Source organism: Bacillota bacterium, from assembly GCA_012842395.1.
In the GTDB taxonomy this organism is placed as follows: Bacteria; Bacillota; SHA-98; order UBA4971; family UBA4971; genus UBA6256.
In genome coordinates this window covers 192,090-213,874 of the sequence record DUSX01000004.1, presented here as the reverse complement: position 1 = coordinate 213,874, position 21,785 = coordinate 192,090, and the positions used below count along the sequence as shown (strand labels likewise).

21 protein-coding genes are annotated in these 21,785 nt (G+C 63.5%); all 21 read left to right on the top strand.

The window, feature by feature from the left end; all coding sequences use genetic code 11:
- Positions 1-90 precede the first annotated feature (90 nt).
- Complete coding sequence (gene rnc / locus GX515_03170; GenBank protein ID HHY32017.1) at positions 91-894, top strand: ribonuclease III; 804 nt, start codon at positions 91-93, stop codon at positions 892-894.
- A complete protein-coding gene (locus GX515_03165; protein HHY32016.1) occupies positions 887-1,732 on the top strand; it encodes a hypothetical protein in 846 nt (281 codons plus the stop codon). The genes rnc and GX515_03165 overlap by 8 nt, the downstream gene beginning before the upstream one ends.
- Before the next feature lie 99 nt (positions 1,733-1,831).
- Positions 1,832-2,092, top strand: a complete 261-nt coding sequence (locus GX515_03160) for a stage V sporulation protein S (protein HHY32015.1) — start codon at positions 1,832-1,834, stop codon at positions 2,090-2,092.
- A 298-nt stretch (positions 2,093-2,390) separates the two neighbouring features.
- Complete coding sequence (locus tag GX515_03155; protein HHY32014.1) at positions 2,391-3,116, top strand: sigma-70 family RNA polymerase sigma factor; 726 nt, start codon at positions 2,391-2,393, stop codon at positions 3,114-3,116.
- A gap of 365 nt (positions 3,117-3,481) precedes the next feature.
- Positions 3,482-7,069 (top strand): chromosome segregation protein SMC, encoded by a 3,588-nt coding sequence (smc, locus tag GX515_03150; GenBank protein ID HHY32013.1) that lies wholly within the window; start codon positions 3,482-3,484, stop codon positions 7,067-7,069.
- Positions 7,070-7,104: 35 nt separating this feature from the next.
- Positions 7,105-8,184: a signal recognition particle-docking protein FtsY gene (gene ftsY, locus GX515_03145; GenBank protein HHY32012.1), complete on the top strand. Its 1,080-nt coding sequence runs from the start codon at positions 7,105-7,107 to the stop codon at positions 8,182-8,184.
- A gap of 212 nt (positions 8,185-8,396) precedes the next feature.
- Entirely contained in the window at positions 8,397-9,743 is a 1,347-nt protein-coding gene (gene ffh / locus GX515_03140) for a signal recognition particle protein (protein HHY32011.1), read from the top strand.
- Positions 9,744-9,780: 37 nt separating this feature from the next.
- Positions 9,781-10,062: a 30S ribosomal protein S16 gene (rpsP, locus tag GX515_03135; protein HHY32010.1), complete on the top strand. Its 282-nt coding sequence runs from the start codon at positions 9,781-9,783 to the stop codon at positions 10,060-10,062.
- Positions 10,059-10,289, top strand: a complete 231-nt coding sequence (locus GX515_03130) for a KH domain-containing protein (protein HHY32009.1) — start codon at positions 10,059-10,061, stop codon at positions 10,287-10,289. Before rpsP ends, GX515_03130 begins: the two co-directional genes overlap by 4 nt.
- A 52-nt stretch (positions 10,290-10,341) precedes the next feature.
- A complete protein-coding gene (rimM, locus tag GX515_03125; protein ID HHY32008.1) occupies positions 10,342-10,866 on the top strand; it encodes a 16S rRNA processing protein RimM in 525 nt (174 codons plus the stop codon).
- 7 nt (positions 10,867-10,873) lie between these two features.
- Positions 10,874-11,668, top strand: coding sequence for a tRNA (guanosine(37)-N1)-methyltransferase TrmD (gene trmD / locus GX515_03120; protein HHY32007.1), 795 nt, complete (start codon positions 10,874-10,876; stop codon positions 11,666-11,668).
- 70 nt (positions 11,669-11,738) lie between these two features.
- Positions 11,739-12,086 (top strand): 50S ribosomal protein L19, encoded by a 348-nt coding sequence (gene rplS / locus GX515_03115; GenBank protein ID HHY32006.1) that lies wholly within the window; start codon positions 11,739-11,741, stop codon positions 12,084-12,086.
- Positions 12,087-12,322: 236 nt separating this feature from the next.
- Positions 12,323-13,036, top strand: a complete 714-nt coding sequence (gene lepB / locus GX515_03110; protein ID HHY32005.1) for a signal peptidase I — start codon at positions 12,323-12,325, stop codon at positions 13,034-13,036.
- Positions 13,033-13,899: a ribosome biogenesis GTPase YlqF gene (ylqF, locus tag GX515_03105; GenBank protein HHY32004.1), complete on the top strand. Its 867-nt coding sequence runs from the start codon at positions 13,033-13,035 to the stop codon at positions 13,897-13,899. Before lepB ends, ylqF begins: the two co-directional genes overlap by 4 nt.
- Positions 13,896-14,570, top strand: coding sequence for a ribonuclease HII (locus GX515_03100; GenBank protein ID HHY32003.1), 675 nt, complete (start codon positions 13,896-13,898; stop codon positions 14,568-14,570). Before ylqF ends, GX515_03100 begins: the two co-directional genes overlap by 4 nt.
- 48 nt (positions 14,571-14,618) lie before the next feature.
- Positions 14,619-15,038, top strand: a complete 420-nt coding sequence (locus tag GX515_03095) for a YraN family protein (GenBank protein ID HHY32002.1) — start codon at positions 14,619-14,621, stop codon at positions 15,036-15,038.
- A 6-nt stretch (positions 15,039-15,044) separates the two neighbouring features.
- On the top strand, positions 15,045-16,631 hold the full coding sequence (locus tag GX515_03090; GenBank protein HHY32001.1) for a YifB family Mg chelatase-like AAA ATPase: 1,587 nt from the start codon (positions 15,045-15,047) through the stop codon (positions 16,629-16,631).
- 55 nt (positions 16,632-16,686) lie between these two features.
- Entirely contained in the window at positions 16,687-17,766 is a 1,080-nt protein-coding gene (dprA, locus tag GX515_03085) for a DNA-protecting protein DprA (protein HHY32000.1), read from the top strand.
- 1 nt (position 17,767) lies between these two features.
- Positions 17,768-18,133 carry a DUF494 family protein gene (locus GX515_03080; GenBank protein HHY31999.1) on the top strand — a complete coding sequence of 122 codons (366 nt, stop codon included), beginning with the start codon at positions 17,768-17,770 and terminating at the stop codon, positions 18,131-18,133.
- Positions 18,134-18,176: 43 nt separating this feature from the next.
- Positions 18,177-20,306: a type I DNA topoisomerase gene (gene topA / locus GX515_03075; protein HHY31998.1), complete on the top strand. Its 2,130-nt coding sequence runs from the start codon at positions 18,177-18,179 to the stop codon at positions 20,304-20,306.
- A gap of 86 nt (positions 20,307-20,392) precedes the next feature.
- Positions 20,393-21,733, top strand: coding sequence for a methylenetetrahydrofolate--tRNA-(uracil(54)-C(5))-methyltransferase (FADH(2)-oxidizing) TrmFO (locus GX515_03070; protein HHY31997.1), 1,341 nt, complete (start codon positions 20,393-20,395; stop codon positions 21,731-21,733).
- The last annotated feature ends 52 nt before the right edge of the window (positions 21,734-21,785 follow it).

The window sequence follows — 21,785 nt, the reverse complement described above, 5'->3', positions numbered from 1 at the left end:
CGTGGGCGCGCGGGCGCACAAGGGGAAGAAGCGGGGGAGGCCGGAGACGCTCTGGCCTCCCTTTTTCTCAAACGAAGAGGGTGAACCATCATGGGGGGACTTAAGCCCGGGAGGGACGCGTGCGACGAACGGGGACACGCGGCGGACGGCGCGCGGTCGGACGACAAGACGGCGAGACTGGAGAAGCTCCTTGACATTCACTTCAAGGACCTGCGCCTTCTCGTGCAGGCGCTGACGCACAGCTCATGCGAGGGGGTTGATCCTCTCGCAAGCAACGAGCGGTTGGAGTTTCTCGGTGATGCCGTGCTCAAGCTTGTGACCGCCTGGCATCTATATGTCACGCATCCGGGCGCGTCCGAGGGCGAACTCTCAGACATGCTCGGACGGGCGGTGAGCGAGAGGTCGCTCGCTGAGGCCGCAGACCGGCTCGGGATCGCAGACTTCCTGCGCGTGGGTCGGAGCCTTGAGGCCACCGGTGGTCGGCGTTTGCCCTCAGTGCTTGCGGACGCATTCGAAGCCGTCCTTGGTGCGGTTTTCCTTGACCAGGGATTGGAGGCCGCGAGGCGTCTTGTGGTGCGGGAGCTGCGCCCGGGGAGCGAGCCCGACCGCGGTGCGAACGGGCGCGAGACGCGAAATTACAAGGCTATCTTGCAGGAGTTCTTTCAGAAAAGGGAGAAATCTATTCCCGAGTACGAAGTCGTGCGCGAGGAGGGGCCTGACCACGACAAGACCTTCACAGTTGAGGTAAGGCTTGGCGGGGGGCCCGTGGGCCGGGGAAGCGGCAAGACGAAGAAAATGGCCGAACAAGCCGCTGCAGCGGACGCGCTCGTCCGGATGGGTATGCTGCCAGCGGCCGAGAACGCACGTGCCGAGGGAGGGGAAGCTTGTGACTGACACGCGCGGCGAGACTAGGGAGAGACGAATACCGCGCCGCCGCATGGCCTGGCATGAGCTCGGGCCAGAATGGCGCAAAATACCTTACAACGATATAGTGCCCGAGGATGTCGACATCGAGGATGTAAACGAGGTGCTTTCGCAGATACCGGGCTTAAACGCCGTGCGCGTCATAGTGGACGGCAAGCGTATGATAACCGAGGTCCACTGTACGTCGGTCGAGCTCCGCTCTCCCCAGGAGCTTGTGCGGGATATAGAGACGGTGCTCTATGCGAAATGGGGCTTGAAGATAGACCACAGGCGCATAGGGGTGTGCGTGTTCAAGGACATGCCCCAGATGGAGCTCGAGGCGCTCATGGGCCACAGGCTCAAGATCGAGCGCGTGTACCTCAACCTCGACAAGAACACTGCCGACTCCATCGTTGAGCTGGGGCTCCAAGGGAAGGTGTACACGGGCACGGCTGTGGGGCCCGCCACGAGGTACGGCCAATACCAAGTGGTGGCCCAGGCGACCATCGCGGCGGTGGAGGCGTTTCTCCGAACCCGGAGCATGCTCTCAGCCGGTGAGGTGAGGGTCGTCAAGATGCTCGACCAGGATGTGGTGCTCGTGTCTATCAGCGCCGTAGGCATGCAAGGAGAGGAGAGGCTCATAGGCACCGCCCCCGTGCGGACCTATGAGACGGACGCTGTGGCTCGGGCGACCATGGACGCGATCAACCGGAGGCTGCTGGTGTGGAAGAGCGAGGCGATCAGGGAGGCGAAGGGCGAGCCCCCGCCCTTCATGCCCCGGCTGTATGAGCCGAGAAGGCCACGCGTTCGACCGGTTATACCGAAATAGCGAGAAATTACGCCCAACGGAGGATCTTCTGGTAACACGTTGAATATACATATGGCAAGAAGCGCATCATCCAAAACCTGGGAACGGGAGGTAGAAGGCGTGGAGGTACTAAAGGTGTCAGCGCAATCAAAGCCCAAGTCGGTGGCAGGCGCCCTTGCCGCGGTGCTCAGGGAAAGGGGGTCCGCGGAGGTTCAGGCGGTCGGGGCGGGAGCCGTGAACCAGGCTGTCAAGGCAATTGCTATCACGCGAGGATTTGTTGCGCCGAACGGGATCGACCTTGTGACCATTCCAGCTTTCGCCGAGATCCAAATAGATGGGGAGGAAAGGACGGCCATAAAGTTCATCGTGGAGCCCAGGTGATGCTGGCGCGGCGTGTTCTCACGCATTCATTGATTCCTTCATAACGGATGGTGGACGTCCCGCAGTCCGCGGTCGCGGCAGGGCCGCGCCCGGGCTGTTTTTTGCTGCTCGGAGCGGACCTGACATGCCCGGTGGCTTCGTCCGCTCGTGTCGGCCCACGTGAAAAGAAAGGGCTTGCGGCTTCCGAGGACTTGACCCACGCCCTTGGGCGACCTGTCCCATTGAGAGATCATATTCCCCCTTGGCCAGCAGTATATATTTAGCGGGTGCGCAGAAGGCGTGTCGAGGGGGATGAGGTATGTCCGACGCCAACCAGGAGCTTGACCTCGAACTTCTGAGGCGGACAAGGTCGGGGCAGGAGACGGCGCGGGACGACCTCATACGGAAGTACGTGCCCATGGTGAAGCACATAGTGCGGACCACGGCACCGGGCCTGCCCGGAACGGAGTTCGAGGACCTCATTCAAGACGGGCTTCTGGGCCTGCTCGACGCCATCCGCCAGTACGATCCCGGCAAACCCGGGGTGAAGTTCAGCTCCTTCGCCTACCTGTGCATCGTGAGGAAGATATACAACAGCCTTCGGCGTCAGACCAGCAGCAAGCAAAGGGCCCTGAACCAGGCGATATCGCTGTACTCGTACGTGGACAGGGAGGAGACCAGGACCATCATGGACGTCCTGGCCGGCGACTACATCGACCCGGAGGCTGTCGTCGAGAACGAGTGGGCGAGCGCCCGCGTGGACCAGGTGCTGCGGAGCCACCTGTCCATGCTGGAGTACGCAGTCACCGCGCTGCTTTTGCGTGGGTACACCACTGGGGAGATTGGAAGGGCGATGGGGCTCGACGCAAAGTCTGTGGACAACGCGCGTACCCGGGTCAAGACCAAGCTGCGGCGTCTCCTCCATAGGTACGGGTCCCTGGTCCATCCCGAGATCCCCGAGAAGGTGCGCAAGCGACGCGACCTGTGCATGGAAGTGCATGTGAGGCTTGCGCCGGGCTGTCGGATCACGCCTTTTCCTGGATGATTCTCTTTTGGCTGGGGCTATGATACAATACCAGTGCAAGACGGGGCGAGCGGTGTCGATTCGGGTCGGCGAAAGCGACGCACGAGCCGCGTTCATCTAAGCATGGCGCCATAGGTTTTCGTCTCCTTTCTTGTCTTGACGGCGGCAGGGTTGCCGGTGCCTGCACGACGGGGCGTGGGGAATTCGGCTGTCTTGCGCGCCGAATTCGAAGGAGGCGCGCCGCAAGCGCGCCGTCCCCCAAGGGCAAGGCCGGCAACCGCGGCCAAGACTTGCGCGCTGAAAAGTAGCGCGAACTTCGAACTCGTGGCGGTTTACTCAGGACAAGGCGTGACGGGACGGGGAGACCGGCCCAGGGAGGATGTGGCTTGTACCTTAAGAGGATGGAGCTTTACGGGTTCAAGTCCTTCGCTGACAGGACTGAGCTCGAATTCTCGCCAGGCGTGACCGCCATTGTCGGACCGAACGGGAGCGGCAAGAGCAACCTCGCGGACGCCATCAGATGGGTTCTCGGAGAGCAAAGCGCGCGCATACTCCGTGGGACGCGGATGGAAGACGTCATCTTCGCAGGTTCAGGGGGGAGGAAACCCCTGGGCTTTGCCGAGGTGACGCTTGTTTTCGATAACGCCGATGGAGAGCTTCCCTTGGAGTTCATGGAGGTCTCGGTGACGAGACGCGCGTACCGGTCCGGCGAGAGCGAGTTCGCCATTTGCGGCGTCCCTTGCCGTTTGAGGGACATCCAGAGCCTGTTCATGGACACTGGGGCAGGCAGGGAAGGTTACTCTGTAATAGAGCAAGGCAAGATCGATGCCATCCTGGGCGCGAGCTCCGACGAGCGCAGGGCTTTCTTCGAAGAGGCGGCCGGCACACATAGGTACAAGGCCCGGCGAGTTGAGGCCGCGAGGCGGCTCGCAGTCGTGGAGGGTCACATCGCGCGTCTCCGCGACGTGCTGGGCGAGGTCGTAAGACAGATCGAGCCGCTCGAGGCTAAGGCCGACGAGGCAAAGAGGTTCCGGGAGTGCAGCCGGGAACTCGAAGAGCTTGAGGTGAGCCTTGCGGTCCGGGAATTCGATGCCGTGGCGGCGAAGAGATCGGAGCTCAACAAAGCGATCTCTGACATCGACGAGAAGCTGGGGGCTGAGGGAGGCTTACGAGAGTCGCTCTCGGCTGAACTCTCGCGCGAGAGGGAGGCCCTTGCCTCGATCGAGGAAGAGCGCGATCTGCTGCAGGAGCGATCGGCTTCTCTTGGCGCCGAGATGAAGAAGGTCGAGGGCAAGATCTCCCTCGCCCAGGAACGTGAAAAGACGCAGGCCGCGCAGGCCCAGGCGTTGTTGGAGAGCATCGAGAAGGATAGGAACAGGCAGGCGGCGTGGGCCGACGAGAAGGTCGCTAAGTCCGCAAGGCTCGCCCAGATCTCCTCGGAGCTCGCCGCTGCGTCTCAGGAGCTCGAGGCGCTCGAGGCGGAGGACGCGGCGCTGGCCGAGAGACAGCGGCTCTGCCAGGAGGCCGCCGAGAAGGTTAAAGCGGACATCATCGAGCTGCTGTCCGCTACCGCCGAGGTCAAGAACGAATTGGCGAAGATAGCCCTTGAGGATGCTGCCCACGCCCGGCAGCTTGAGCGGCAGAAGCGCGAGCTCGATGCCGCGCTTGCCGAGCTCCGGGCCGCGGAGGAGCTCGCGGCACGCGAGGCGCGTAGGCAGCAAGAGCTCGCGGGCGAGGTCCGTGCGGCCTCCTCTGAGATACAGGACCTTGAGCGCAAGTTGAGTGCGTCTAGGGACCTTCTGAAGAGGCTAACGGCGGAGCGCCAAGAGGTGCAGGCACGAGCGCGCGAGATCTCGCTGCAGGCTGACGCGCTGAGGAGGGTTGCCTCGGCCGGCGACTGGTATCCTCATGGCGCTCGAGCGGTGCTCGCGGCCGCGCGCCGGGGCGAGCTGGCCGGGGTGGTCGGGGCGGTGGCCGAGTGCATTGCCGTGCCCAAGGAACACGAGCGTGCTATAGAGTCGGCGCTAGGACAAGCTCTCTCCGACGTTATCGTTGAGGGAGACGAGCACGCCAGGGCGGCCGTTCAGTATCTTAAGAAACGGGGCCTGGGGAGAGCCACATTCCTCCCTCTTGACCTCGTAAGGCCTGGCGAGCTTGGGAAGACTGAGAAGGCGGTCCTGTCCATGGTCGGAGTCATAGGGCAGGCGTCGGCGCTCGTGCGGTGTGACGAGCGTGTGAGGACGGCGGTGGAGCACCTCCTCGGGCGCACGTTGGTTGTGGAGGACCTGGACGTCGCGGTTCAGGTGGCGCGTGCCACGGAAACGCGTCTCAAAGTGGTGACGCTCGACGGAGACCTGGTCTTGCCCGGCGGAGCGATCTCGGGCGGCAGCCGCCGCGAAGGGCAGCGGGAGACGCCGTTGTCGCTCAGGCGTCGGTTGGCCGAGCTTGAGGAAAGCCTTGCCGCGCTCGACGCGGCCAGCGACAAGGCCGAGCTCGCCGTGGCGTCCGCCCAGGAAGAGGTGTCACGTCTTGAGACCGCGCTCCAGAAGGCACGATCGAGAAAGCAGGGGCTCGAGCTGGACTTGGCGAGGTGCGAGGCCACGCACTTGCAAGCCGCGCGAGATGCTGAGAGGGCGCGGGCAAAGGCGAGGCTGTTAAGCGAGGAAGTCGACGCCGGGGGAGGGGACGATCCATCCCGGGGTGAGCTGCGGAGGCAACTTGAAGACAAACGCGCGCATCTCGAGGCCGCGGGGCGCGACCTCTCAGATGCCCAGGCAGCGCTCGCCAGGGACATCCGGGAGATCACGGGGCGACGGCAGGAGATCGGTGAGGGAATCACTAACCTGCGGGTGCGAATGGCCTCGCTCACGCAGGAGGCCACGGGGCTTCGGGAGCAGTTGGAAGCCATCGAGGCTCGAGGGCGGGAGCTTGCCATCGAGATCGATGCCAGAGAAGCCGAGCTTGCCCGAATCGCGGAAGGGTCGAGGTCGGCCGCCGGGGACGTGGCTGCGGCTCGTGGCGAACTCGACGCGCTGAGTCGCGAGAAGGCCGAGGTGGATCGCGCTCTCGAATCAGCCAAGGAGGCCAGGCGTGAGCTCATCCGGAGGGTAGCTCAGAAAGAGGCCAGACTACGGCTGTGTCAGGGAGAGGTTGAGGACCTTCAAAAGGCTAGGGCTTCCTTGACAGCAGAAGAGGCGGGGCTTGCAGAGAGGACAAATCACATAGAGGAGGAGCTCGCGCGCACACATCGTCTGACCATCGACGAGGCGAGGGCGCGGGCGAGGGAGATACCGGACGCAGCCCAGGCGTCGGCGCGGGCGAGGTCGCTCAGGCTGCAGATCGAGGCCTTGGGGCCTGTTGACCCGCGCGTCATTGATGTGTACGAGTCGCTCAGGGCGCGGCGTGCCGAGCTCGCATCCGGCCTCGACGACGTCGTGAGGGCACGGCTCTTTCTTGCTGAGGTCATCGAAGGCGCGGACCGGGAGAGCGAGAGGTGTTTCCGCGAGACCCTCGGGGCCATAAGGGCTGCCTTCGGAAGGAAATTCGCGCGGCTCTTCGGTGGTGGCAGAGCCGATCTCGTGGTGGCGGAACGGGCCGGATCCAGCCCGGGGATCGAGATCGTCGTGGAGCCCCCGGGCAAGAGGCTTCAGAGCCTTAGCCTGCTGTCGGCAGGAGAGAGGGCGCTCGCGGCAACGGCCCTCGTGTTTGCTCTGCTCGAGGTGAGGCCGAGCCCGTTCTGTGTCCTCGACGAGGTCGACGCCGCGCTCGACGAGGCAAATGTCAGTAGGTTTACTGAGGTATTGCAGGAAGCCGCCTCGAAGGGCCAGTTCATAGTGGTGACTCACAGGAAGGGCACCATGGAGGCGGCGGACGCGCTCTACGGTGTCACGATGGAAGAGTCGGGCGTATCGAAGATCATCTCTGTTAAGATAGGGGAGGCGAGTCAGGCCGCGCGCCGGGAGGAGACCGCGTGACCTGCTGAGTTGTGAGAAGGGCGTGACTCTGGGACATGGGTGAGACAGGTGGCATTGGCGTGTTCGTGAAGAGACTATTCGGGAAGGATGGGCCGGGAAGTCGCGATGTATCGGAGCAGCCCGCTGCGGGCGGCACTCTGCCTGGCGCTGGCGGCGGCGGCACCGGTGCCGACAAAGGCGGGGCCGGAGGGGCGAAGGGAGCGTTCGCGCGGCTCAAGGAGGGGCTCGCCCGGACAAGGGACGGGTTGGTGCTCAAGATGGAGTCGCTCTTCGGCAGGAAGGCCGCCCTCGACCAGGAGTTCTTTGAGGAGCTCGAGGCCATTCTCCTTCAGGCGGACGTGGGAGTGAAGGCCACGGAGCGGCTCCTGCGAGGACTCGAGGAAAGAGTGGGCGCGACCCGAGGCCGCGGGGCGGCGGACGCCAAGGAGCTCATGGGGTATCTCAAGGAGGAAGTCCTTGAGATGCTGGGGCCTGAAGAGCCGCTTAGGAAGGCCGAGGCGGGAACGAGCGTCATCATGGTGGTCGGCGTGAACGGCACCGGAAAGACCACGACCGTTGGAAAGCTGGGTTACAGGTTCTGTAATCAAGGGGCGAGAGTGATCCTGGGTGCCGCCGACACCTTCAGGGCCGCCGCCATAGACCAGCTTGAGATATGGGGGAAGAGGGCCGGCGTCGACGTGATAAGGCACGAGGAAGGAGGCGATCCCGGTGCTGTGGCCTACGATGCGTGTCAGGCGGCAAAGGCGCGCAAGGCCGAGTACGTCATCCTCGACACTGCGGGGAGGCTCCACACGCGAGTCAACCTAATGGAGGAGCTGAAGAAGATCCGCAGGGTCGTCGCGAGGGAGATACCGGGAGCGCCCCACGAAGTGCTATTGGTGCTCGATGCCACGGCTGGACAGAACGCGATTGCCCAGGCACGAACGTTCAAGGATGCGGTCGAGGTAACGGGGATCGTCCTCACAAAGCTGGATGGCACCGCCAAGGGTGGGGTCGTGCTGGCGATCCGGGAGGAGCTCGGTATCCCTGTGAAGCTCGTGGGCATCGGGGAGGGCGCGGACGACCTGCGCGATTTCAACCCGACAGAGTTTGCGGAGGCCTTGTTCTCCGTGTGAGCGCTGGCGCTGCGTATGCGGGCGCGCCTCGATCTTCGGAATGCACCGGCGGCTCGGCGGACTTCAACCGGGCCGAGCCGGTATAACGCCTGGGAGTTCGGTGGCTCCATGGCGATCTACGCGGCGGCCGGCGAAACCTGGCAGCCCGCGAATTGACTCCGGTAGTGGCGCAGTGTATACTACTTGCGTGAGTCGAGAGGAGGTGGGGTCTCGTGTTTGAGAATCTGACAGCGGGGCTGCAAGAGACGTTCCGCAGACTGCGCGGCAAAGGGAAGCTCAGCGACCGCGACGTGGACGAGGCCCTGCGCGACGTGCGCATAGCCCTTCTCGAGGCCGACGTCAACTTCAAGGTTGTCCGCGATTTCATCGCGAGGGTGCGCGAGCGGGCTCGCGGCCAGGAGGTAATGGAGAGCATCACCCCCGGCCAGCAGGTCATCAAGATCGTGAACTCCGAGCTCACGGAGCTGATGGGAGGGCAGGAGAGCAAGATCCAGTACAGCTCCAAGCCTCCGACCGTCATCATGCTCGTTGGGCTGCAAGGTTCCGGCAAGACCACGACCGCGGCCAAACTTGCGAACCTCCTCAAGAAGCAGGGTAAGCACCCGCTTCTGGTCGCGTCCGACACGAGGCGTCCAGCCGCCATTCGCCAGCTGCAGGTGCTTGGCGAGAAGATCGGAGTGGATGTGGTCGCAACTCGTGAGGGGGACGACGCAGTACGCGTAGCGAAGCAGGGGGTTGCGCGTGCGGTGGCCATCGGTCGGGACGTGGTCATCATCGACACCGCCGGCAGGCTTCACATCGACGACGAGCTCATGGACGAGCTCGCCCGGATGAAGGGCGAGGTGAGCCCGTCTGAGGTGCTGCTGGTGGTCGACGCCATGACCGGCCAGGATGCCGTGAACGTCGCGAGCGCATTCAACGACCGCCTGGGCCTGTCAGGGATCATCCTTACTAAGCTCGACGGAGACGCGCGCGGCGGTGCGGCGCTGTCCGCCCGGGCTGTGACAGGGAAGCCCATAAAGTTCGTGGGTGTCGGTGAAAAGATAGAATCGCTTGAGCCGTTTCATCCTGACAGAATGGCGTCGCGCATACTTGGCATGGGTGACGTGCTCAGCCTCATCGAGAAAGCGGAGGCTGCGTACGACGAGACGAAAGCCCGCAAGCTGGCTGAAAAGATCAGGACCAACGACTTCACCCTCGAGGATTTCGCCGATCAGCTTCGTCAGATGCGGAAGATCGGCCCTCTTGATGAGATACTATCGATGATCCCCGGGCTGGGCCGGGTGCGGGGACTGTCAGACCTCAAGGTTGACGAGGGCCAGATCAAACGGGTTGAGGCCATAGTGAATTCCATGACCGTTGAGGAACGAAGGAACCCAGCGATCATCGACGGCAGTCGGCGCAAGAGGATCGCGCGGGGAAGCGGCACGCGGATCCAGGACGTGAACAGCGTGCTGCGTCAGTTCGAGCAAGTCAGGGAGATGCTTCGGCAATTCGGGGGCACCGACAAAGCTGCCCGTCGCGCTATGCGAAAAGGTGCGTTCCCGTTTGTCAAATAGATGGCCACAGACGACCACACAGTGGGAGGTGACACGTTTGGCAGTAAGGATAAGGCTCATGAGGACCGGCGCGAAGAAGCAGGCTTCTTACAGGATCGTCGTTGCTGACAGCCGCTACCCGCGGGACGGCCGGTTTATCGAGATCCTTGGGTACTACAACCCCCGGACGAACCCCGAGACGATCCACATCGACCGCGAAAAGGCCAGCGAGTGGCTGAAGAAAGGGGCCCTGCCGACGGATTCCGCGAAAGCCCTGCTCGCGAGGGCGGGTGTTGCTGTGGCGGGGCAGACCGCGTCCGGTGAGGCGAATGCCGTATGAAAGAGCTCGTTGAGTTCATTGCGAAGAGTCTGGTGGATGACCCAGATTCGGTGAGGGTGGAGGACGTCCCAAGCGCGGACGGGTACACCGTGTACGAGGTATCGTGCGGCCCGGAAGAGAAGGGCAAGCTCATTGGGAAGGCGGGTAGGACCGCCAAGGCCATGAGGACGGTCGTAAGGTCGGTGGGCGCGCGGCAGGGCAAGAGAGTCACGGTGGAGATCGTGTAGCCTGGTTTTGCGCGCCCGCACGATCGCGACTCCAGGAGATAATTCGGGCGAGATGGACATTGACTTCATTGCGGTAGCCGAGGTGACCGCTCCCCATGGGCTTCGAGGAGAGGTCAGGGCGCTGCCGCTCACTGATTTCCCGGACCGGTTCAAGCCGCCTCTGCGGCTTCGGGTGCGCAAGGGCCGCGAGGTTGCGACCCTGGAGGTCGAGCGGGCGCGCCCGCACAGGGGCTTTGTGGTCGTCAAGTTCGCGGGGGTCGACTCGATAGAGGCCGCGGAGAAGCTCCGCGGCGCCATTCTGGAGGTACCACGGTCGGAGCTTGTGCCGCTCGGGCCCGGGCGCTACTACTTCCATGAGATCGAAGGGCTCGACGTGGTGACCACGGACGGCCGCTATCTCGGAAAGGTGACGCGCGTGATTCGCGGGGTGGCAAATGATGTGTACGAGGTGGAGAAGCCGTCCCGGTGCCGGCGCCGAGGCAGGGTCGTCCTTGTCCCCGCGGTGCGGGAGTTTGTGAAAAACATAGATCTCGAGCGCGGGGAGATGACCGTCGAGCTCATTCCCGGCTTGGAGTAGGTGGCTGGTGTTGAGGGTCGATGTGCTTACGATCTTCCCGGGGATGTTCTCGGGTCCGCTGTCCGAGAGCATTGTGGCGCGGGCCCGGGAACGCGGGCTCGTGGAGATCCACGTGCACGACATACGGGAGTTCACCCGGGACAAGCACAGGGTCACGGATGACTACCCTTTCGGAGGAGGCGCCGGCATGGTGATGAAGCCGGAGCCGATCTTCGCGGCGGTCGAGCACGTTATGGGCCAGGTGCCCGAGCCGGGCCTTGTGATCCTGATGAGCCCCCAGGGGACCGTGTTTACGCAGGACACGGCGGCCCGGCTCGCGCGGGAGCGGCACATCGTCATCATATGCGGGCACTATGAGGGCGTTGACGAGCGGGTGAGGGAGGCTCTCGTCGATGAGGAGATCTCCATCGGGGATTACGTTCTGACCGGAGGCGAACTGCCCGCGATGGTCGTCATTGACGCGGTGACGAGGCTCATCCCGGGTGCGCTCGATGAGGAGTCTGTGGCGGCCGAGTCGTTTACGAGCGGGCTTCTCGACTACCCTCAATACACGAGGCCTCGCGAGTTCAGAGGGATGGCCGTGCCGGAGGTTCTCGTGTCGGGCGACCATGAGAAGGTGAGGCTCTGGAGGCGAAAACAGGCGCTTGCCAGGACCCTCGAGAGGCGTCCGGACCTTCTCGCCAAGGCGAGCTTGACCGCGGAGGACCTGCGACTCCTCGATGAGGTAAGGCGGGAGAGGGGCTCGGGCACCATGAGCACCGCGAAGCCCGATGTTGAACCCGGCTCGAGCCGTATGGTATAATCCTCGTTGTTGAACGAACGCAGGCAGCACACCGCCTTGCGCGTCCACTCTGGAGGGAGGATCCCTGGAAATGAGCATCATAGATGTTATCGAGCGCGAGCAGATGCGCGACGATATCCCCCAGTTTCGACCCGGCGATACCGTGAGGGTCCACGTAAAGGTCATCGAGGGCGGCAGAGAAAGGATCCAGGTGTTTGAAGGCGTAGTGATTGCACGCAAGGGCAGCGGCATCCGGGAGACCTTCACAGTGCGCAAGGTGTCCGCAGGCATAGGTGTCGAGAGAACGTTCCCACTTCACTCGCCGAGGCTTGGCAAGATCGAGGTCGTGCGCGAAGGCAAGGTTCGACGCGCCAAGCTCTACTACCTCAGAGAGCGTGTGGGCAAGGCTGCCAGAGTAAAAGAGGCGGGCAAAAAGTGACATCCGAGAACGGCCGCATAGAGGAGAAGGCCGCGAACGGCTCTCCGCCGGCTGCCGAGGGCGCAGATGCGGGGCGCGGGCCGTGCTCTGATGCACCACCACCCGGGGGCACGCCGCAGCTCGCAGAGAGCTGTGATGCCGGAGACGGCCTACGCGCCGTAGACGGGCGCGCCGCGGCCGGGGCCGAGCACCCGGACGATGTGGCGTGTGCCGAGCAGGGGGTTGGCGAGGCGGACATGGGCGATCTCCCGTCTCACGGCGAGGCGGGCGACGGGTCCGGGGGTGCTGGGGGCTGCGGTTGCTTCGATGGGGCGTCCGGGTCAGCCGTGTCTGCTGAACCGTGCTCAGGTCTGGCGTCGTACCAGCCGGAGGCGCCCGTGGCGAGGCCGCTGCTCTCGCCGGAGGTGAAGGCGGAGATCCTCGAGTACGTTCAGGCGTTCGCCATCGCTATCGTCCTCGCGGCGTTCATCATAACCTTCATTGCTCAGTCCTTCGTAGTCGAGGGCTCGAGCATGGAACCGAGCCTTCACAACCGCGAGAGGCTGCTCGTGAACAAGCTGGTGTACCGGTTCGGGGAGCCCCAGAGGGGCGACGTGGTGGTGTTCAGGTACCCCGCCAACCCGAAGCGCAAGTTCATCAAGCGCGTGATAGGCGTGCCAGGTGACGTGGTGGAGATACGGGATGGCCATGTCATCTTGAACGGGCAAGTCCTTGAGGAAGACTATACTATGGATCTCACATACGGCATGTTTGGCCCGGAGGTCGTGCCCGAAGGCCACTACTTCGTGCTGGGAGACAACCGGAACAACAGCGATGACTCCCGCTTCCCTGATGTGGGCTTTGTCCCTAGAGCCAACATCGTGGGGAAGGCTTTCGTGACGTGGTGGCCGCCCAGAGAGATCGGGCTCGTGCGGAGGCCCGAGCCTTGGGCCGGGGTCAGTGCGAAATGATGCTGTCGTGGTTCCCGGGTCACATGTCTAAGGCCAGGCAAGCCATCAAGCGAAACCTGGCGGGCATTGATGTGGTCATAGAGGTCCTGGACGCGAGGATCCCCAGTACCAGCAGGAACCCCGAGATCTCGTGGATCGTCGGAGAGCGGGCTCGGGTGGTTGTGCTGGCGAAGGAGGACCTGGCGGATCCGGTGGAAACCGGCAAATGGCTCGCTGCCTTGCGCTCCCGCGAGCCGTTTTGCTATGCGGTGAATGCTGAGACCGGCGAAGGCGTCGAGGCTGTCGTGGAGGCCTGCTCTTCGGTGGCCGGCCAGATAATGCTGAGGCTGGCGTCGAAGGGGCGGAAGATGCGCGCTGTCAGGGCCATGGTGGTGGGCATCCCCAACGTGGGGAAGTCATCGCTTGTGAACAGGATAGCTGGTCGAAGGTCCGCGAAGACCGGAGCGCGCCCCGGCATCACCAGGGGGCGTCAGTGGATAACCGTGGGAAGGGGCATAGAGCTTCTCGATACTCCTGGGGTCCTCTGGCCACGCGCCGAGGACCCTACCGCCATGTTCAAGCTCGCCGCGACCGGCGCCATCAGCGATGAGAGCTTCGACCCGGCCGACGTGGCCGAGCGGCTTCTGGACACGCTCAAGGAAAAGGTCCCAGGCTCTCTGGCGTCTCGCTTGAAAGCCGAGGACGTGAGGGCACTGGGCGGCCGCGAGCTTCTAGAGCTAGTGGGCAGCAAGCGCGGATGCCTCGGGCCGGGAGGGGTCGTGGATCTCGCACGCGCGGGCGCCGTGGTGCTGTCGGATTTCCGGAAGGGGTTCTTCGGAAGGGTGACGCTCGACAAGGCGCCGGTGGGCGGTGACGGGGGATGAGGGCAGCCCGTCGTGCGTTCGGGCAGCCTGGCGGGGTGGCCGGCGACCTCCTCAGTCGTGAGCGTGAGCTTTGGAGCCGGGGTTACGTGGCCGTGGCAGGGATAGACGAGGCCGGTCGTGGGGCTCTCGTCGGCTCTGTGGTCGCAGCGGCCGTCGTGTTCAGCCCCGGCACCGCGCTGGATGGGGTCCGCGACTCCAAGGCCATATCTCCGAGGAGACGCGAGGCGCTGTACGACGTGATCATGGACAGAGCTCTCGCGGTCGGGGTCGGGGTCGCGGACGCGGAAACCGTGGATCGGGTGAACGTGAAGCAGGCCGCCAGGCTCGCAATGAAGCAGGCCGTTGAGAACCTCAGCGTTACGCCGGACTATCTTCTGGTGGACGCCGAGGTGGTGCCTGTCTCCATCCCGCAGGGCGCCATTGTACACGGAGACGCGCTGTGTCATGCGATCGCCGCGGCATCGATCATCGCCAAAGTGACAAGGGATAGAATGTGCGATGTCTGGGACGCCGAGTATCCTCAGTATCACATCAGGTCTCATAAGGGATACTGCACTCGAGAGCACGTGGAAGCCATACTGAAATACGGGCCGTGTCCACTGCATAGAAAGACCTTCCTCAGAAAGATCCTCCCGCACCAGACGAGCCTCGGCCCTGACCTCGGGCTGTAGGGTCGTGTCTTACGTATATTTCCATTGATGGCAGGAAAACCCACGCTAATGGAGAACACATTCCTGGGAAGCCATGACAGGAGAGTGCTCTCTGTGACGAAGAATGCCCACGACTTAGGAGCCCAGGGAGAGAATATTGCCGCCATGTACCTGGAATCCATCGGTTTCAAAGTGCTCGAGCGGAATTACAGGTCGAGGGCGGGCGAGATCGACATCGTGGCACTCGATGGAGAGACGCTGGTCTTCGTTGAGGTCAAGACAAGACGGCAGGGTGGCCGGTTTGGTGCGGCGGCAGAGCAGGTCACCCGCGTAAAGCAGCGGCGAATAGCGAGAACCGCGCTTGCTTACATCACCCACCGTGGGCTGGAAGGCGCTGAGTGCAGATTCGACGTGGTGGCCATAGACGTGCCACGACAAGGTGCTCCGAGAGTGTCGCTGGTGAGGGGCGCCTTCGAGTGCGGGAGGTGATGAGGGGTGCTGGCAAAGGTCCCAAGCGGGGCGCTCTTGGGGGTGGAGGGATACCCCGTGTACGTTGAGGTGGACGTGTCCGGGGGGCTGCCGGCGTTCGAAGTAGTTGGACTGCCCGACGCAGCCATTCGCGAGTCGCGTGAGCGCGTGAGGGCCGCCCTTAGGAACTCGGGGTTTGAGTTCCCCCTGCAGAGGATCACCGTCAACCTGGCGCCCGCGATGATCCGCAAGGAAGGGGCATGCTTCGACCTCCCGATAGCCTTGGGCGTTCTGGCCGCGACCGGCGTGGTTCCGGCGTCAGCCGTGGAACGTTGCGTGTCCGTAGGGGAGCTCTCGTTGGATGGAGAGGTGAGGAGAATATCCGGCGTGCTCTCAATCGCATTCGCTGCGAGGTCCGCCGGGTTCACGAGCATGATGGTCGCGCGGGCAAACGCGGGGGAAGCCGCCCTCGTGGACGGTCTCGAGGTTTACGGAGTTGGCACGCTCCTCGAGGCTGCAAGGCATTTGTCAGGGGCGGCGTGCATTGCGAGGACCAGATCTGAGGCGTTTGGTGCAACTGATTGGGGGACTGCCCGGGACGGTCTCGACTTCGCGGACGTCGTGGGGCAGGACCATGCGTTGCGGGCTCTCGAAGTAGCCGCGGCTGGCGGGCACAACGTGCTCATGGTGGGTCCGCCTGGGGCTGGCAAAACCATGCTTGCCCGGAGGCTGCCCTCGGTGCTGCCCCCTCTGACGTGGGATGAGGCGTTGGAGGTGACGAGGATCCACAGCGCTGCGGGCGTGTTGCCCGCCGGTGCCAGCGTCGTATCGGAACGGCCCTTCAGGGATCCTCATCACAACATATCCCTGGCGGGCCTCATCGGTGGGGGGCGCGCGCCGAGGCCCGGCGAAATCTCCCTCGCCCACCGCGGGGTCCTTTTCCTCGACGAACTTCCCGAATTCCAGGGGCAGGCGCTGGAGGCGCTGAGGCAACCCTTGGAGGACGGGTTCGTCACCGTGTCCAGGGCGGGTGGGACCGCGACCTTTCCTGCGCGGTTCATGTTGGTGGGGGCGATGAACCCGTGTCCCTGCGGGCGGGGACCTGGCTCGGGCGCATGTACGTGCACCCCAGCCGAGGTGCGGAGATATCTCGCGCGGCTTTCGGCTCCCCTCCTCGACAGAATCGACATTCACATCCACGTGGGCAAAGTGGACATGAACGACATCGCGAAGACGAGAGTCGGCGAAAGCTCAGCCGAGATACGGGCGAGGGTAACGAATGCAAGGTCGCTGCAGGAACACAGGTTCGCGGGGCGGGTCACTCGCACCAACGCCGAGATGAGGCCCGCGGAGATTCGGGAGTTCTGTGTCGCGTCCAGGGAAGGCCGGACCCTTCTGTATGCGGCTAGCGCGAGGCTGGGGCTTTCGGCGCGGGCGTACGCCAGGGTACTTAAGGTTGCGAGGACCGTCGCGGACCTCGATGGTAGCGACCTCGTGCAGGAGGCACATATAAGCGAGGCCTTGAGCTACAGAGCCTTCGCTTTGACGGGGTATGGCGACGCACCCGGTCGCTCCTGCCCATCTCCAGGTCAGGGGCGACCGGAATACACTTGACATCTCAGCGGTTCTTGAGAATGGGGTGCTACGGACCGTGGACGAGCGGGAGGCCATGATAGCCCTCAACCTCGTTGGCACAATAGGAGGCATGAAGATGGCCGCTCTCATGGAGCGCTTCGGGTCGGCCCGCGACTCCCTGCATGCGAGCGGGAGCGCACTGCGCGACGTTGGCGGGATCGGTCCCGTGACCGCCGAGAGGATCGCGGCGGTGCGCGACGGCAAGCTCCTGACCGAGGAGCTGACCAAGGCATCGAAGCTCGGGGTGACCATACTCACCCTCCTCGACCCGGAGTACCCGGAGCGCCTTCGCACGATCGACTATCCCCCGCCCGTCCTGTATGTCAGGGGGGCGATCCTGCCGTGCGACGAGCTCTCCCTGGCTGTCGTGGGATCGAGACGGGGAACGACATACGGGCGCCGCGTTGCCCGTCACCTCGCGGGCGAGGCTGCGGGGGCCGGCTTCACGGTGGTCTCGGGAATGGCGCGGGGCGTCGACTCTGAAGCACACCGCGGCGCTCTCCAGCGGGGTGGGCGCACCCTAGCTGTGCTCGGGTGCGGGGTGGACGTGGCCTATCCGCCGGAGAACGCAAAACTCGCGGATGAGATTGCAGGAAATGGGGCTCTCGTGAGCGAACGCTCTCTAGGCACCCGTCCGTTCGGGCAGAACTTCCCGGCGCGGAACAGGATCATAAGCGGGCTTGCCCTAGGCGTCGTTGTGGTGGAAGCCGGCGAGCGCAGCGGAGCCCTCATCACGGCGAGGTTCGCAGCCGACCAGGGGCGTGAGGTCTTCGCGGTTCCGGGAGACATCGCGAATCCACTTTCGCGCGGGACCCACCGCCTCATCAAAGACGGCGCTAGGCTGGTGGAAGGCATGGATGACATCCTTGACGAGCTTGGGATAGACCCGTCTCGCCTGGGACGTCAAGGAGCGACGGGGGGCGCGTGTCTCCCGGTCGCGGAGAAGAGGGTGCTTGAGGCGCTGGGCTTCTCACCAACTTCCGCCGATGGTATAGTACACGAGACGGGGCTTGCGCCACAGGACGTGGCCGCCGCTCTCGGGTCCTTGGAACTCCGAGGCCTCGTGGAGCGCTCTTTCGGGGGTTACGTGCGACGCTCGAAAGAAGGTGGTTGAGGTGACAAACGGGAAACGCACACTCGCGCGCCGCGCATCCCGGCCTGCGCCCGGCCCGCGGCGAGTATTAAACGCTGAGGAGCGACAGAAGCTAACAGTCGATGCGTGGGGGCTTGTCGCCTTTCTACAGGACACGGGTCTAGTGCGGCCTGACGAGCTGGAGGAGGCCCTGCTTCTCGTGGCGGGTTTGGAAGGCGGCGAAGTGGACGCAGCCGACATGGCCCTTGTGCTCTCCAGCGTAATCAGCGACAAGGAGAGGGTCGCCATGATCCTGGGACGCGCGGGGGCCATGGACCGAGAGAAAGATAGCGAAGGGTTACAGGAGGAAGACGAAGACTCGATGCCGGAGCCTCGCCTCCTTCACTGATTCACCAGTTGAATCGGGGGCGGGATGGGTGAGGAGTGTCAGAATGCCGAAATCACTTGTCATAGTTGAGTCGCCTGCGAAAGCCAAAACGATAGGGAAATTCCTCGGGCCCGGCTACATGGTGAAAGCGTCTAGAGGGCACGTGCGCGACCTTCCCAAGAGCAAGCTCGGAGTGAACGTGAAAGCCGGCTACGAGCCGCAGTACGTGGTGATCAAGGATCGTGACGACGTCATCCGCGATTTGAGGAGCACGATGGAGTCTGCGCAAGGCGTGCTTCTCGCGACCGACCCCGACCGGGAGGGCGAGGCGATCTCTTGGCATCTCGCCGAGGTGCTCGGGATAGATCCGGGCGAACCTTGCCGCATCGAGTTCAACGAGATAACTCGGAGTGCGATCGAGGCTGCGCTCGGGAGACCAAGGCCCATCGACATGCACCGAGTGAACGCCCAGCAGGCGAGGAGAGTCCTCGATCGCCTCGTGGGCTACAGCTTGAGCCCACTCTTGTGGAAGAAGGTCCGAAGGGGCCTGTCGGCCGGAAGGGTGCAGTCGGTCGCGGTTAGGCTCGTGTGCGACAGGGAAAAAGAGATCGAGGCACACGTGCCGCAAGAGTACTGGTCCATCACCGCACACCTTCGGCCTTCCGGCGGCGGACCTGAATTCCCCGCGAAGTTGGTCCTCCGGGCCGGGAAGAAGATCGAGGTCCGCAATGAGGGCGAGGCAAAGTCCATCTTGGATGACCTCGCTGGTGCTGCCTACCAGGTGGTACGCGTCGTGCGTAAGGAGCGGCGGCGAAATCCAGCGCCGCCCTTTACCACCAGCACATTGCAGCAGGAAGCGTCGAGGAGGCTCGGATTCGGAGCTCGAAAGACGATGCAGGTGGCCCAGCAGCTATATGAGGGTCTGCCCCTTGGAGACGAGGGGAGCGTCGGGCTCGTCACTTATATCCGCACTGACTCGGTGCGCGTCGCCGTCGAGGCGGAGCAGGCTGCAAGGGCGTTCATCGCGAAAGAGTACGGGTCGGAATTCGTGCCTGATCATCCACGCCGGTACCGCGCGAAGGCCACGAGCCAGGACGCACACGAGGCGATACGACCGACCTCGGTGAGCAGGCTGCCTGACCAGGTGAAATCCCATCTCACTCGAGACCAGTACAAGCTCTACAAGTTGATCTGGGAGCGGTTCATCGCAAGCCAGATGGAGTCGGCAGTTGTGGACGCTGTGAGCGTGGACGTGCAGGCGAAAGCATACACGTTCAGGGCCACCGGCTCGAGGATCGTGTTCCCCGGATTCATCCTCGTTTACCAAGAAGCCACTGACAACGCCGACAAAGAGGACGAGGCGAGCCTGCCCGAGCTGAGTGAAGGGGACGCCTTGGCCCTTGTGCGGCTGGAGCCCGCGCAACATTTTACGGAGCCGCCTCCGAGATATACAGAGGCATCTCTCGTAAAGGCCCTCGAGGAAAACGGCATTGGCAGGCCCAGCACCTACGCGCCGATAATCGATACGATTTTGAGACGTGGGTACGTCGTCCTTGAGGACAAGAAGTTCCACCCGACTCAGCTGGGATTCGTGGTGGTGGACCTCTTGAGACAGGTGTACCCTCAGGTTGTGGACGTGGCGTTCACCGCGGAAATGGAGAGCCAGCTGGACAAGATCGCCGAGGGTGAGCTGGACTGGGTGAGGGTCGTAGACGATTTCTACGTACCATTCAGTAGGACCGTGAGCGCTGCCGAGGAGAACATGGGGCGCGTGAAGATCCCGGACGAGGTGACGGATGAGAAGTGTCCTAAGTGTGGCCGCCCTTTGGTGGTGAAACACGGTAGGTTCGGGACTTTCCTTGGGTGTCAAGGTTACCCGGAGTGCACCTTTACGAAAAAGATGGTACGCCTGGCGGGGGTGAAGTGCCCCGATTGCGGCGCGGACGTGGTAGAGCGAAGGACGAAGAAGGGAAGGAAGTTCTATGGGTGCAGCAGGTATCCTGAATGCCGGTTCACCACGTGGTATACTCCCGCGAAGGGCACGACCTGCCCCAAGTGCGGAGCGTTTCTCGTGAAGCGAGGGAGGGGGACCGGGGTCCTCACATGCGTGAGGGAAACGTGCGACTATCGTGAGGAGGCGCAGGGGAAAGCCGAGCCCGGGCGCGGCGGGGGAGAGGCTCCGGAGCAAGCATAGCATAGTTCACTCGCCGTGGCCAGCCTCCGTGCTCTGCTTCATTCAATTGTACGCCGCAAGGGCGCTTCGAGGAGCGCAAGGGAAGCATGGTAGATGCAGGGCTAGCTGACGTGATAGTGGTGGGCGGGGGTCTCGCTGGAAGCGAGGCTGCCTGGCAGGCGGCAAGAGCGGGTGCGCGGGTCACCCTTATCGAGATGCGCCCCGCGGTGATGACCCCTGCACATACCACCGGCGACTTCGCGGAGCTCGTGTGCTCCAACTCCCTCGGCTCAGACAGTCTTGACAACGCCTCCGGCGTGTTGAAAGAGGAGATGCGCATCTTCGGCTCTCTCATCATGAGATGCGCCGAAGCGTCGAGGGTTCCCGCGGGGTCTGCGTTGGCGTGCGACAGACAGCGTTTCGCTCGTCTCGTGACCGCTTACATCGAGCGGTGTCCAAGCATCAGCGTGGTGAGGCGGGAGGCGTCCTCGCTTCCCAATGGCGCACCGCTCGTGGTTGCGACCGGCCCACTCACGTCGGAGGCAATGGCCGAGGCCATAGCGCGCCTGGCCGGCACCGAGCACCTTTACTTCTATGACGCTGTTGCGCCGATAGTGACGGCAGAGTCGTGTGACATGTCGAAGGCTTTCTGGGGATCCCGTTATGGTCGGGGGGGCGCTGACTACCTCAATTGCCCCATGACGAAGGAGGAATACGACCGCTTCTACGACGCATTGGTCTCCGCCAGATGTGCGCCGGTGCACGGGTTCGAGGACACCAAGGTCTTCGAGGCGTGCATGCCCGTGGAGGTCCTGGCGAAAAGGGGACGGGAAGCCCTCGCGTACGGCCCCTTGCGCCCAGTTGGGCTCGTTGACCCGCGAACCGGGGAGAGGCCTTACGCTGTGGTGCAGCTCAGGCGGGAAGACGATGCCGGGCGGCTTCTCAATATGGTGGGTTTTCAGACGCGTCTCGCGTGGGAGGAGCAACGTCGGGTTTTCCGGATGATTCCCGGGCTAGAGCACGCGGAATTCGTGAGATACGGAGTGATGCACAGGAACACATACATAAACTCGCCTGAGCTCCTTAAGCCCACATTGCAGTTCCGGCGGCGCGATACGCTCTTCTTTGCCGGCCAGCTTACCGGCGTTGAAGGATATCTCGAGTCCGCAGCCTCGGGCCTGGTTGCTGGCGTAAACGCCGCCAGGGTTGCCCTAGGCGCGGAGCCTGTGGTCTTTCCAGAGGAAACCGTCCACGGCAGCCTGTGCCGCTACATAAGCAGCCCGCACCCGAGCGGGTTTCAGCCCATGAACGCGAATTTCGGGATCATGCCACGCCCAAGCGGAGAGCACAAGGGCAGGGCCGCAAGGCGCCAAATTGCGACCCGCGCCCTCCTGGCGGCGGTACATTTCGAGAAAACACTCCACGCCGGGGTTGAAGGAATATTATAATTATGTTACAATTTCGCGCTGGGTGGGCACGACGACCCACTCGGTGCAGGAC